At 69.1% G+C, this 11843-nt stretch carries 17 protein-coding genes; 8 read left to right on the forward strand and 9 right to left on the reverse strand.

Translation table 11 applies throughout. The features are described from left to right. Positions 1-190: 190 nt before the first annotated feature. The 3 genes from BG418_RS13245 to BG418_RS13255 are packed head-to-tail and all read left to right on the forward strand — an operon-like array spanning position 191 to position 1333. The gene (locus tag BG418_RS13245) at positions 191-673 is read left to right on the forward strand and encodes a hypothetical protein (RefSeq protein ID WP_188274005.1); all 483 of its coding nucleotides are present in this window, start codon (positions 191-193) and stop codon (positions 671-673) included. Next, positions 667-987 carry a hypothetical protein gene (locus tag BG418_RS13250; protein WP_188274006.1) on the forward strand — a complete coding sequence of 107 codons (321 nt, stop codon included), beginning with the start codon at positions 667-669 and terminating at the stop codon, positions 985-987. The genes BG418_RS13245 and BG418_RS13250 overlap by 7 nt, the downstream gene beginning before the upstream one ends. A 19-nt stretch (positions 988-1006) precedes the next feature. Continuing rightward, positions 1007-1333: a DUF4288 domain-containing protein gene (locus tag BG418_RS13255; RefSeq protein ID WP_188274007.1), complete on the forward strand. Its 327-nt coding sequence runs from the start codon at positions 1007-1009 to the stop codon at positions 1331-1333. Between the two features lie 12 nt (positions 1334-1345). Here the strand turns inward: BG418_RS13255 and BG418_RS13260 are convergent, their stop codons facing one another. From BG418_RS13260 to BG418_RS13275, 4 genes are all read right to left on the reverse strand, one after another. Then, complete coding sequence (locus BG418_RS13260) at positions 1346-1915, reverse strand: transcriptional regulator (RefSeq protein ID WP_188274008.1); 570 nt, start codon at positions 1913-1915, stop codon at positions 1346-1348. Between the two features lies 1 nt (position 1916). Next, positions 1917-3443: a helix-turn-helix transcriptional regulator gene (locus BG418_RS13265; RefSeq protein WP_188274009.1), complete on the reverse strand. Its 1527-nt coding sequence runs from the start codon at positions 3441-3443 to the stop codon at positions 1917-1919. Further along, positions 3440-3742, reverse strand: coding sequence for a helix-turn-helix transcriptional regulator (locus tag BG418_RS13270; RefSeq protein WP_188274010.1), 303 nt, complete (start codon positions 3740-3742; stop codon positions 3440-3442). The genes BG418_RS13265 and BG418_RS13270 overlap by 4 nt, the downstream gene beginning before the upstream one ends. A 172-nt stretch (positions 3743-3914) precedes the next feature. Continuing rightward, the gene (locus BG418_RS13275) at positions 3915-4232 is read right to left on the reverse strand and encodes a hypothetical protein (protein ID WP_188274011.1); all 318 of its coding nucleotides are present in this window, start codon (positions 4230-4232) and stop codon (positions 3915-3917) included. Between the two features lie 342 nt (positions 4233-4574). Between BG418_RS13275 and BG418_RS13280 the strand changes: the two genes are divergently transcribed. Further along, complete coding sequence (locus BG418_RS13280; protein WP_188274012.1) at positions 4575-4769, forward strand: hypothetical protein; 195 nt, start codon at positions 4575-4577, stop codon at positions 4767-4769. 143 nt (positions 4770-4912) lie between these two features. Here BG418_RS13280 and BG418_RS13285 read toward each other — a convergent pair whose 3' ends face one another. The 3 genes from BG418_RS13285 to BG418_RS13295 form a co-directional block, all read right to left on the reverse strand. After that, complete coding sequence (locus BG418_RS13285) at positions 4913-5170, reverse strand: hypothetical protein (RefSeq protein WP_188274013.1); 258 nt, start codon at positions 5168-5170, stop codon at positions 4913-4915. 184 nt (positions 5171-5354) lie between these two features. Further along, on the reverse strand, positions 5355-5612 hold the full coding sequence (locus tag BG418_RS13290) for a hypothetical protein (protein ID WP_188274014.1): 258 nt from the start codon (positions 5610-5612) through the stop codon (positions 5355-5357). Then, on the reverse strand, positions 5602-5832 hold the full coding sequence (locus BG418_RS13295) for a hypothetical protein (protein WP_188274015.1): 231 nt from the start codon (positions 5830-5832) through the stop codon (positions 5602-5604). Before BG418_RS13295 ends, BG418_RS13290 begins: the two co-directional genes overlap by 11 nt. 217 nt (positions 5833-6049) lie before the next feature. Here BG418_RS13295 and BG418_RS40855 point away from each other — a divergent pair, with 217 nt between their 5' ends. Next, a complete protein-coding gene (locus tag BG418_RS40855; protein WP_317453639.1) occupies positions 6050-6583 on the forward strand; it encodes a hypothetical protein in 534 nt (177 codons plus the stop codon). A 136-nt stretch (positions 6584-6719) separates the two neighbouring features. Next, positions 6720-7343: a hypothetical protein gene (locus BG418_RS40860; RefSeq protein ID WP_317453640.1), complete on the forward strand. Its 624-nt coding sequence runs from the start codon at positions 6720-6722 to the stop codon at positions 7341-7343. 107 nt (positions 7344-7450) lie between these two features. On the opposite strand, the gene BG418_RS13305 is transcribed toward BG418_RS40860, so the two are convergent. Next, complete coding sequence (locus BG418_RS13305) at positions 7451-7867, reverse strand: helix-turn-helix domain-containing protein (RefSeq protein ID WP_188274016.1); 417 nt, start codon at positions 7865-7867, stop codon at positions 7451-7453. A 148-nt stretch (positions 7868-8015) separates the two neighbouring features. Here BG418_RS13305 and BG418_RS39855 point away from each other — a divergent pair, with 148 nt between their 5' ends. Then, positions 8016-9326 carry a helix-turn-helix domain-containing protein gene (locus BG418_RS39855; protein ID WP_223184764.1) on the forward strand — a complete coding sequence of 437 codons (1311 nt, stop codon included), beginning with the start codon at positions 8016-8018 and terminating at the stop codon, positions 9324-9326. 131 nt (positions 9327-9457) lie between these two features. Here the strand turns inward: BG418_RS39855 and BG418_RS13320 are convergent, their stop codons facing one another. Next, positions 9458-10576, reverse strand: coding sequence for an FAD-dependent monooxygenase (locus BG418_RS13320; protein ID WP_188274017.1), 1119 nt, complete (start codon positions 10574-10576; stop codon positions 9458-9460). Positions 10577-10624: 48 nt separating this feature from the next. Here BG418_RS13320 and BG418_RS13325 point away from each other — a divergent pair, with 48 nt between their 5' ends. Further along, the gene (locus BG418_RS13325; RefSeq protein ID WP_317453641.1) at positions 10625-11185 is read left to right on the forward strand and encodes a TetR family transcriptional regulator C-terminal domain-containing protein; all 561 of its coding nucleotides are present in this window, start codon (positions 10625-10627) and stop codon (positions 11183-11185) included. Positions 11186-11843: the final 658 nt, after the last annotated feature.

The following is an 11843-nucleotide window of genomic DNA, read 5'->3' on the forward strand; positions in this document are numbered from 1 at the left end:
CACGATATTCGCAGACCGCCGAACCGCTGGTCACTCAAGGGAGTACCAGCCAAAGGGAGTACACGGTCGGGGGACTGGTGCCGACCGGTGACTTGAAGTAGTTTTGTCGTTACTCCCCGTGCACGATGGCGCCTTGTCGCGGGGAGCTGAGCTGAACACGGCCGAACAGAGCAGAGCAGAAAGGCACCCCATGCAGCACCGGCACCGCATGCGGAATCTCTCCCGTACGTGCGTCTTCGCCTTCGCGGGTCTCCTGGCGACCGTCACCTCGTCCGCGGGGCCGGTGTCCGCCGCCCCCGCCCCCGCGCACGCCCCTTCGGCCGCCCGGGCCGCCGATTGCAAGGGCATCGGCACCTCGTTCGACGACCGGATGCTCCCCGGGCAGTGCCTGCGCAACGGCGGCTACCGCTTCGAGATGCAGTACGACGGCAATCTCGTCCTGTACTCGGGCTCGCGCGCATGCTGGGCGAGCGGTACGGACGGGACCGACGGCGTGTACGCGAAGTACTCCGGGGACTGGAAGATCGATTCGCCGTACATGACCCTGGAGTCGCAGTTCGGCGAGCTCAGGAAGTACCGGGGCACCTACACGTATCTGCACAAGAGCGGCAACGTGAGCCTCAACAACAAGGGCGAAGTGTGGATCGCGTACGGGAAGATGGCCAATTGCTGACGTCGACGGCGGTACGTGTGCGAGGGGCGGTGGCGGCGGCTTTCGTCGCGGTCGCCGCGCTCACCGGCGTCTCCGCGACAGCGACCGCGTCCGCGTCTTCGGCCACGGCAGTCGTCGCCGAAGACGTCTGCGCCGCCAACGACAACCTCGGGGAGATCGCGACCAACTTCATCTCGCGCTGCCGCAAGGGCTCCATCCGATCGGTGTTCCCCGGGCAGCACTACGGCGACACCCTCGGGTACATCAAGGGCTGCGGCGACGCGTCCTGCAAGACTGCCTGGAAACTGTTGAACGACAACCGGTTCAAGAAGTAAGGCGAAGGTGGCCGGGGAGATGAGCCTTTTCGTCGCCGTCCTGCTGTGCGCGGCCTCGACCACAGCCGAGGACCAGGCTCCCCTCTATCAGGAGAACTTCGTCCTGCTGACGGCACAGGACGAGGACGAGGCCCGCGACAAGGCGCTTGCCCACGGCAAGCGCCTTGAGACGCGTTACGAGAACGAGCTCGGCGAGACCGTCACCTGGAAGCTGCTCCACGTCGTGGACGTCAACGAGGTCTCGGACCCCGAACTGGGTGACGGGTCCGAGCTGTACACCCGGCACTTCCGGAACTACGACGCCTATCGGTCCTTCGAACCGCTGCTGTCCGGGGAGGAGCTCTAGAGCTCTGCGGTTTCAGGCCGCGAACCCCACGTTCGTCACGTACTCGTACTGGCCCCAGTTCGAGCCCAGGTCCTCGATGACGGTGGTCCACTCGTCGTCCAGGCCCTGGGTGTCGCCCTTCGCCCAGCACTCCACGATGCGGTCCCAGCGGCGTACGTTCATCGTGCGGTACTCGACGATCCGCTGGCGCGGGCGGTCGACCTGGGACTGGTTGAGGGGGTGCAGCTCGACGCGCGTACCGCCTCGGGAGTTGAGGCGTTTGAGCAGGTGGCGGGCGACGTTCTGACGGCGGACCGTCCAGTACGCCGTGTCGATGCGGTCCAGGTTCGCGGGGGTCGGCCGGCGCTTCTCGTCGAGCCACGCCTTGAGGGTGCGTTCGGTGACCGTAAGGCCCGCCTCGCGGGCGGCCTGGCGGGCATGCGGTGTACGCGTCAGATAGTGCAGGCGGGCGAGCAGGCCGCGCCTGACGGTGACGGGGGTCGCGATGCCGCCCGCGAGGTCGTCGAGGGTGCGGAAGACGAGCTCGCTGCCCTTGTAGCCACGGGCGCCGAACAGGCCGAACTCATGGGTGCGCTCGGGCATTTCAGTCCTCTTCCTGCGACGCCTGGTCCTGGTCGCCCTCGGCCTGGCCCACGTCGTACACGTCCTTCAGCTTGACCTCGGTCACGCCACGGCCCTCCGCGAACACCTGGCGCCAGTCGCCGATGACGTGGAGCTCGTCGGTGCCCATCGCCCGTACGACGGTCAGGCCCTCGTCGTGCGCCTTGTACGCCTTCATCCAGAGGTTGGCGAAGGCCTGCGAGCGGATGATGTGCATCCAGTCCGGACGGTACAGCTCGCGGTTGTAGTTCGACTCGCCCATCGTCGAGACGAACTTGGAGTACATCGCCTTCACGTACTCCAGTGTCACCTCGTCGTCGTCGGCGAGTGCCGCCTCGCGGGCGTCCTTGAGGGCGATACGGAACTTCTCCAGCAGGTTCTCCGTCGCGCCCGAGGTGTACGACTCGTGGATCTCGGGCGGGTCGCACAGGCCGTACTTGGGGCCGGACAGGCGCAGCAGAAGACGCAGGGTCGGCTCGGTGACCCAGAGGGGGCCGGGCTCGTCGCGGTTGCCGATCGGGTTCGGCAGCACCGCGTCGTGCTCCCACTCCGGCGGGGTGATCAGGTGCACGCCGGCCCGGCGGCGGTCGTGCTCGAAGCCCGCCGAGTGCTCCAACTGGCCCAGCGGCAGATGGGTCTTGAGCGCGGAGAGGTAGGCGCCGTTGATGTCGAGCGCGGTCACCTCGTGGCGGCCGGGCGGCAGCTCGTGGCGGGTCCACTTGGGACGCGCCTCCCAGATCTGGTCGGCGCCCTTCGCTGTCTGCTTGCGCAGGATGTCGGGGATCCAGGGGTGGGCGATGATGTCGTAACGGGCGCCCTTGCGGGTGTCGTCCAACAGCCGCATGGCATCCGGGATTGCCCGCCGCAGCAGCGCGGCCGTGGCCGCGTCGATGTCGCCCTTGTGCTCGGCGAGGGCTGCCTGGACGGCCTCGGCGATGAGGTGGGTCGCGTCGGGCTGGTCCTGGAAGGCGCGGCGGGTGGGGGGTTTGGGGGGCTTGGCCGACGACGGTCGGGGGTGGGTTGCCGGAGCCGCGGGGGCCTTCGACTGGGGCGCCTGCGGTGCCGGTTCGGGTTCCGTCCGGCAGTCGGCCGGGTCGAGGTGCTGGGCGAAACCGGCCACGCGGGTGCGGGCGGGGTGGCCGCACAGGACGCAGGGCTCGGGGGTGGCGAGGACTTCGACGTCGTCGTCGAGATCGGCGTCAGCCGGTACGACATCGGCCGGGGAGTCCTCCGGCTCTTCGGCCTCGGCTGTGGTCGGCTCGGCCGTCGTATCGAGCTTGGCGCGCAGGCCGTCCAAGAGATACGCGTACCGGGTACGCACCTCGCCCGACGGCTCGCGGCCCGTCTCCCAGCCGGTGACCGTACTCGGGCTCACGCCCAGCGCGCGGGCGACCTGGGTCTTGGACAGCCGGGCCTGCTCACGCAGCCGGATCCGCTCGGCGGGCTCGGGCAGCACGGCCTCGGGGCCGACCTCGGCGAGCAGCGAGTCGATGGCGTCGAAGTCGCTCACGCCCCGGCCCCGTTCTTCGCACCGTTACCGTTGCCGCTGACATGCGCGTTGGCGACACGGTGTGCCACCGGCAGCGCCTCGCACGCCCGGGTCGGCCCGGCGAGTACGTCGAGCGCGCCGATACCGTAGTGCTCGGCCAGCACGTCACAGTCCCGCAGACTCCAGGCGGTCGCCCCCGACTGACGCCGTGACACCTGCGTCTGCGAGAGCCCCAGCGCCGCCGCGACATCCGTCTGCGACTCCCCGGTCACCTGCATCAACGCGGCCACCGTCAGCCTCAGCGACTCCTCCAGTCCCATGCCATAACCGTATCAGATATGCGATTACCGCATGGGTTGAGGAGGTGGATGGGGTGCGGCGGGAAAACGGGGAATGGACATGCGCCGTGCGGTGCATGCCCATTCCCCGGCGTCCGATGCGGACGCGTAGCCGGTCCTGGCACAGCTGGGTCAGCCCCGGACCGGCCGCAGGTCAGCCGTACGTCTCGACCCACATGTTGACCGCGCCGCCACCCATGCCGCAGTCCAGGATCGAGGCCCACTCCTTGCCCATCGAGCGGCCGCCCTCAGTGCCGGTGTACGGGCCGCGCACACCGCCGACGTTGGCGCAGTAGCCGTGCACCCGCCAGCGGCCGTTCTCGTGGTCGCACCAGCCCACACCGGCGCCGTCGTTCCGGTTGTAGGCGTGGCAGCTGCTCGCGGCGCTCGCGGACGGAGCGGCGAAGAGCATCGCGCCCGCCGCGACGGCCAGCGCGGTGGACACGGTTCCCGCAAAACGCAGACGTGACATATCAGTGATCCCCATTTCTGATGTGCAACTTTCCGCCCTCGCCCTGGTCGGGGGCGAAGACCGCAGGGGGCAGCCGGTCAAGCCGCCTCCTGCTGCTGGTTTCCCGGCCGGCGCCGGCCGGGGAACCGTGACCTCGATCGAGGAGCAGCAAGGGGGAACAGGCAGACAGCCGACCGAGTCGTCAGTTGTGAGCACGACAGACTCGGTGGCCCCTGCGGGCGCGCCCCCTTCGCAATACGAGGGTTACAGATGGGGCTAACAACTCGCTAACCGCCGCCCCCGGCCCGTCAGTTCAGCCTCGGCGGGGTCCAGTCCGCGTGGCGCAGGATCATGCGGAGAGCCATGCTGGACGGGCAGCGGCATTACCGCGTCCTGGCCGACCTGTTCGATGCCGACAGCCTGCTGCTCGCCGTCCGTCTGTCGATGAGCTCTGTGTGCGATTGCACGTCAGCGGCTACCTCGGCGTCCGTGAAGGTGGCCATGGGCGGAAGGAAGGATCACGGTGTCATCGTGCGCGTGACCCATCGGTGGCAGTAGAGGGCGATGCGAATCGTGCCGAAGAGCGCTGGCAGAGGCCTCCGCAGCGGACTGCTCTACCTGAGGCGTAGCCGGATCAGTTCCGGGAAAGGGCCTGCCGAACCAAGTCTGCGAGGCTGGAGGAGGACCCGCCGTACTCAAGGTCACCCAAGGAGTTCGGTCACAGCAACGGCCTGGATCGCAGGGGCCCACCGAGCCTTCATGTTGATCATCGCCGGTGTGCTCTCGGCGTAGACCACGTCCCAGGAGCCGAAGTTACAGATCACCACCATGTATTCAGGGACAGAGTCCAGACCTTCCTTGCGGCGGTAGATCTCCAGCCACAGGGGAGTGAAGTCCTTCTTCGACAGCGTGCCCCTACGGTGCCGCATCAACAGGCCACGCACTGCCGCTTTAGCCACCTTGGTATTGCCCGCGTGACTGCAAAGCACGGCCGGCCTACCCGAGCAGCAGCCTTGCGGCGCCTGGGGCCGGCCTTCGAAATGTCATCGCTCTCTGGCAGTTCGAACCACCAGCAGCAGCCTCTCGTGCAGCGGACACGGCAGTGCCCCGGACCCAATCGGATCTGAGGCGCTGCTGCCGTATTCAGGCTTCGACGTACGCGACGATCGTGATCTGTCGAAGGGCCGTGACGTAGTAGATGACGCGGACCCCGTCGATATCGTCGACGTAGTCGCGCAGCAGGGTGTCGGGCACCGGAGTGCCCAGCTCGGGGTTGACGCTGATCGCGACGATCGCGCGGTCCAGACGGTGTGTCTCGCTCGCCGTGAGCTTCGCCAGTTGGCTCAGGGCGGGCTCCACCAGGACGACCTGGGAGCGGCGCGGGGCGTGGTCAGGCGACACGGGGCTGCTCACCAGCGAGGCGGTCCAGGTGGGCGTCGCGGGCTTCCTCCCACAGCACGCCTGTCTCCGGGGACGGGTAGCCGTTGGCGGCGATGTCCTCCAGTACCGAGGCGAGGACGTCGACTCGCGCGCGCTGGTCGGCCGCGTACGCACGGGCGGAAGCGGCGGCGCGCTCATCGAGGGGCTGGCGGTCGGGCACGCGGGCCGGCTGCTCGCTCATCCGGGGCTCCTGGGCTGTCATCTCCGGTGTGTGTCACCACGGTATCGCCGTGGAGGGCCGCTGGAGCCGGGTACTGACGAACCGGTCGTCGCAGCTGCCGTGGACCGAGGCGCCGGGGAGATGGGCTCCTCCCTCCGCCAGAAGCGCGCTGGCGCTGGCCGGTTAGCAATGGGATCCCGATCGCCGTCCAGGCCGCTCTGATCTGGTCGTACGCCGTGTGGACGGAGAGGGCGCGAGGTATCTGAGACGCCGGGACTCCGCCCCACTGCCCGCCGACCTCACTCAGCTCGGTGAGTCCCGGCTCGCGCTCGCCCTCTGCCACCGCGACGGGAGGATCCGTCAGCAGGCGCTGCGCCAGTCGGTCCCCTACCCCGGCCCGCTGCCGTTGGTCGTGATTCGCTGCACCGACTGGGTCGGCCCGGTGCGCGAGCACGCCCGGCGGCTGCTGCGCGAGGCGCTGAACGTGGACTCTGCCCTCGACCTCGCGCCGCTCATCCTCCGCGTCGGCCGCCGCGACAGAGGCGCCTTCGGCGTCGATGCGCTCGGCCACATCCTGTGCCAGGCATCCCACGGGCAGCTCGCTGTTCTCTTCGCTGACCCCGACCGCATCGTCCGGCGGTTCGCCTACCGGCTGGCCATCGAAGGCCGACTGCTCCGTCCCGCTGAGCCGGCCCGCGCGGCCGCCCGGGACCAGGACACCGTGGTCCAGGACCTGTGTGCCACAGCGGCGCTCACGGCTCTTGGGGGATGAGGATGCCTACGAGGGTGTGCTGCCCCCACTGCTGTCCGCCCGCAACCCGCGTACCCGTTCGGCCGGCGTCACCGCGCTGAGGCGAGCGGGGCGGTGAGATCAGGCCGAGCCGTTTCTCAGCGACCGTTCCGCGCTCGTGCGTGCTTGCGCCCGGTACGTCGTACGACAGCAGGGAGGTGACGCGGCGGCCTGGTACCGGGAGCGGTGCACGGCACCGGACGACCCCGAGTTGCCGCCCGGTGCGGTCATCGGGCTGGCCGAGTGCGGTAACCGCGCGGACGCCGGGCTGCTGTGGCCGCTGCTCGTGCACCCGGCGGCCGGGGTACGGGCGCGAGCGGTCGCAGGGCTGCGGGCACTGGACCGCGCGGATACGAAGCAGCTGTGGCCGCTCCTCGACGACCCTGCCGCCGGGGTCGTCCGCGAGTCCGCCGCCGCTCTGCTGCCCTCAGTCCAGAAACTACCCGCCGACTGGCTACTGGAGCGCACCAGCTCCGAGCGGCCGCGGCACGTCCGCGTCGGCGCATTCCGGCTGCTCGACGCCCGCGGCGGCATCATGGCGCTACGGGCGGCGGTCGGTCTGCTCGGGGACCCGGACATGAAGCTGCGCACCTGGGCCGGACAATCAGTGCAGCGCTGGCATCCGTCACCAGACGAGCGGCACGGCGACGCGGAGGTGGGTGAACTGCTCGACCGGAGCCGACACCTCTTCAGCGAGCACGTGCTGCGCCGACGCAAGTGGGAAGCCGGCGTAGACAGCTGAGACTGCACAGTGGCCCAGAACGCTGCTCAGCAATCACGCGCCCGGTGGCCCTTGTGACAGCACGCCTGCCTTGGTGACAACTATCGTGCTTCGGCTCATCACGAGGTCTACAACAGGCTCGAATTGTGCGTGGCTAAAACGAGATCTTGAGCCACTCCAGCGGGCCGAATCCGAAGTACGCACGGCACGAGATGACGAGCCCTGCGGAGGTCGCCGCACGGTGCCTTGCTTGTGCTTGAGCTGCGGTTGCCACTCGCCTCGGTCTCCTTCGCCAAGGCGGTCTGGAGGCGCTGCTGCGGCTTGGTGATGGCGCCGGAGCGGAGCCGCTCCACAGTGCGCCGCGAGATGCCCAGGCGCTCCGCGACAGCCTGTGTGGAGCCCTTGGCACGCGTGAGGAGGAATTTCATCCGGGCACGCGCGGATTTCGGCGCAGGCCGGGTGGACGGGGCGCGCTCCGCGCGGGTGAGGCCATCCATGATCTTGGCGCGTGTCCGGGCGGCGCGCTGTGCATCGGCATCAGTCATGTGATCAGCAGACCCGGACCGGCCTGTGGACAGAGGACCCCGGTGGCTGATCTCTATCCCCGGCGGGCGCATAGCCCCTCATCCGAAGTCGCATTCCCCTGAGCGATAACTCGCGGCGGAGAAAGGCAGGTTGGAGGAACTTGAGCAGATGAGCAACTCCTTGTGGGCCGCGTCGGCGGCGGATCTGACGATCGAGCGCATCCGTGCTCTGGCCGCACGTCCGGACCAGGTGGAAAGCCTGACGCTTGAGTTCAAGCGCGAGTACTCCTCCAGCTTGGTGAAGACGATCGCGGCGATGGCCAATACCTACGGCGGCCTGATCATGGTGGGCATCGCCGACAAGGTCGAGCCGGGCTCCGAGCGCGTGGTCGGCGTCGACGCCCAGGCAACGATCGACAAGATCGCGAGTGCCTGTAGCGAGAGGTTCGACCCGCCCTGGGAACCGACTTTCATCCCGGTCCCCTTCGGCGACCAGTCCGGGCTCAGCGTGGTGGTCATCCGGGTAGACGCCAACGTCGCTCCCCGGCCCCTTCTGATCGACCTGAAGGCGCCGATCCGGCTCAGTGGACAGAACTCCACGGCAGATCGTGACCGGCTGCTCCGGCTCGCCCGGGAGGCGTCGGCCGCAGGAGTGCTGTCCATGAGCCACAACATCCTGGACCCGCACCTGAACACGGACAATGAGGGACGCCCGACCGAGGACTTCATCCTCCGCACAGGCGTCGCCCTCCCCACGGGAGAAGCGGGCACCTGGCGCCCGCTGTCGGAGCGGTCCGTCGGCGCGCTCGCGCAGGCGCTAACCGCCTCGGCCCTGCCCGGTGCTCTACTCAAGCTCGGGCACGGGGCGTTCGACCAGTTCATGGGATTCCGGCGGCTGGGCCACAACAGGTCTCGTACGGCCCGGCTTGTGTGGCAGGCCGTCAGTGGTTCCTCGCTCAAGCACCCAGTCGAAGCCGTTGTGACGGTCACGCTCCCCGACATCTACTACTCCTCTGCCGTCGCCCCGGTCGCGAGTGTCACCATCGATGTCGTCTCCCGAGTCCGGCGATACGCCAACGTGGTCGGGATCCCACATGAATACCAGTACCCCGTGCCGGACCTGATCGACGTGCTCGACAGCCTTCTCAACGCCGCTGTCGACCACGACGTCGTCACGGAACTGGCCCGTATCGCGGACATCGACACCGCTCTGGTACCGCAGCCGCGGGAACTCCACCTTGTCGCGGACGGGCAGGTTGCCCGCCTACTCCAACCTGGCGGCCAACTGAAGCAGATCCCTCAGGCCGGTCCTTCGTTCGGTGGCACCTTCCGTGCCAATCCCGCCCTGGACCTGCGAGTCACCGCCGAGCGCCAGGAGCAGGTCGACGACTGGGTCCGGCAACTCGGGCTCGACGCAGGCCTGACTGGGATGGAGGCTCTGGTGGAGCTCTACCGGGCGCAGGGCGTGCATACGCCGTAGGGCGTGACCGCGAGACGGCTGGTCCCCGGCAGCTTCCATGCCGGGGTGTGACTGAGCGGTTCAGTTGGCGAGTTGAGTACCGCGTATGCCCGGAGCCCGATGGGTGACGGGGCGACTGTGGTCTTTCTCGTTCATCGGGGCCCCCAGTCGAGTACGGGGGCGAGCGAGCGCAACGAGGCGCTTGCCGGGGTCAGGCGCAGTGCCAGGTCTCGGAGTCCGGCGGCGAGCGGCGAGGACAATTGGGCGACAGTGCCGATGCGGTCCGCGCGCCGGGCGATCATCTGGGTGCGCGGGCGACGCGCGAGGTCGTAGGCGCCGAGCCCGCCGCTGCTGTCGAGCGCGGCGGCGAGTTCGACTGCGTCTTCCAGGGCCTGGCACGCGCCCTGGCCGAGGTTCGGGGTCATGGCATGAGCGGCGTCCCCGATCAGGGCGACTCGCCCGGACACGTAAGTCGGCAGCGGCGAAAGCGAGTGGACGTCGTGGCGCAGAACCGCTGACTCGTCGGCAGCCGCGAGCACGGCCGGAATCGGATCGTGCCAGGTGCCGAAGCGGCGTCGCAGCTCGGCCAGTCCATCGCCGGTGCCGCCCTCGGGGACGGTGGCGACGCCGAATGCGTAGACGCGGCCGTCCGGCAGCGGTACGAACCCGAAGCGCTCGCCCCGGCCCCAGGTCTCGCCGCCCGCGCCGATCGGCACCGGGCCGGTGACCACCCGCCAGGTGGTGTAGCCCGCGTATCGGGGGCCAGGAGCGTCCGGCCACAGTGAGCGGCGCACGACGCTGCGGATGCCGTCGGCCCCTACCACCAGGTCCGCGTGAAGCTCTCCGCCGTCGTGGACGACAGTGCCGTCCGGCCGCACCCGTCGTACGGCCACTCCGGGCCGCAGCACCTGCTCCGGAAGGGCGGCGCAAAGGATGTCGAGCAGCTCGGCCCGGTGCAGGACGGTGAGTTGCCCGTAGCGGCTCTCCATCGCCCGGGTGTCGGTCCGCGACAGCCAGGCACCCTTCGGGTTGCGGATGCCCGCGCCGGTGTCGGCCAGTGCGTGCTGCCTGACCTGCGCTCCCAGCCCCAGCGCGTCCAACGCCCGCAGGGCGTTCGGCCACAGCGAGATCCCGGCGCCCACCTCACGGAACTCGGCTGCGCGTTCGAGCACCTGGACCTGCCAGCCTCTGCGGCTCAGGCCGATCGCCGTGGCCAACCCGCCGATGCCGCCGCCCACGACGATGGCGTCCCGATGTCCAGTGGCTCCCACAACCGCCCCCTCTACGTCTGTAGAGCCAAAAATTACTACACTTGTAGAGTGACTCGCAAACAAGATCTACTGGACCGTCGGCAGGAGCTGGCCGACGCGGCGATCGCCACGCTCGCTCGCGAAGGCATGCGCGGACTGACCCACCGGGCCGTCGACCGCTTCGCTGGCCTGCCCGAGGGCACCACGAGCTACTACTTCCGCACCCGACAGGCGCTGCTGCAGGCGGCGGTGGAACGGCTCGCCGAACTCACTGCAGCCGAGCTGCAGTTGGCTCCCATCGCCGATCCGGACGATCTGGCCGACGCTGCCGCCGCAGTCGTCGAAAGCTGGCTGACGAGCGGCCGTGACCGGCAACTCGCCCGCTTCGAACTCTCCATGGAGGCCACTCGGCGACCCGAACTGCGGGAGGTCCTGAGGGCGAGCGGCGCGTCCGTACGGGCCGAAGTGGCCGGCCTGTTGGCACGCGTCGGCGTTCCCGATCCCGCGCGGCGGGCAGCTGTTCTGGTCGCTTGCGTCGACGGGCTCGTCTTCGACCGCCTCGTCGGCGCCGGCAGCGCGGATGACGACCCGGCCGTCCTGCGCACGGTGATTCGCACTCTGCTCGCCTGACGGCACGCCGTTGGTCCCCGCCTCACCGGCGTACCGGCCGCCACCTCGCACTGGCAACCGCCGTCAAGGATGGCCGGCACCACACGCGCCGACCGCCTGCAGTGCTGGACAGACCCCCTTGCCGTCGGTAACTCGGCAGGCTTGCTGTCGCCGACAGCGTTACGCGATCTGCAGCTTCTCGGTCATGTCAGCACGGCAACTGCCGCTGAATCGGCGGGATACCTGACGGCGACGGTGCCCGGTTCCATGAGTCCGGGCGGGGCCGGCATCTGGGCGGTCTCAGAACGTTGTGCGGGGGTCGCCGACTGGGAGCCGCTCGTCGTAGCGCCCGGCTCGGGCCGAGCGGCGCCACGGACGGGCATGGCGAATGGCCATGGTGATGTCCTCGTCCTTCGAGTCGAGGTCGATGTCCGCGATCGCCAGGGCAGGACGTCCGTCCGCGGGACAACGCGCCAGCCACCGTCCGCCAGGCGCCACGATCCCGGACGGCACTGTCTCGGAGAACGGCGCGCGACACTGCGCGCACGCCGTACCCGCCCTGGTGCAGCCGCTCGACGACGTCGACGGAGACGATGAGCACTGATCCACCGGCCGTCAAGACTGCTTGTCAATCGGTCAAGATCGCTTGCCAGAGGAGGCCCTCACCGGGGCTTCACCG

Source organism: Streptomyces sp. CBMA152 (genome assembly GCF_014596475.1).
In the GTDB taxonomy this organism is placed as follows: domain Bacteria; phylum Actinomycetota; class Actinomycetes; order Streptomycetales; family Streptomycetaceae; genus Streptomyces.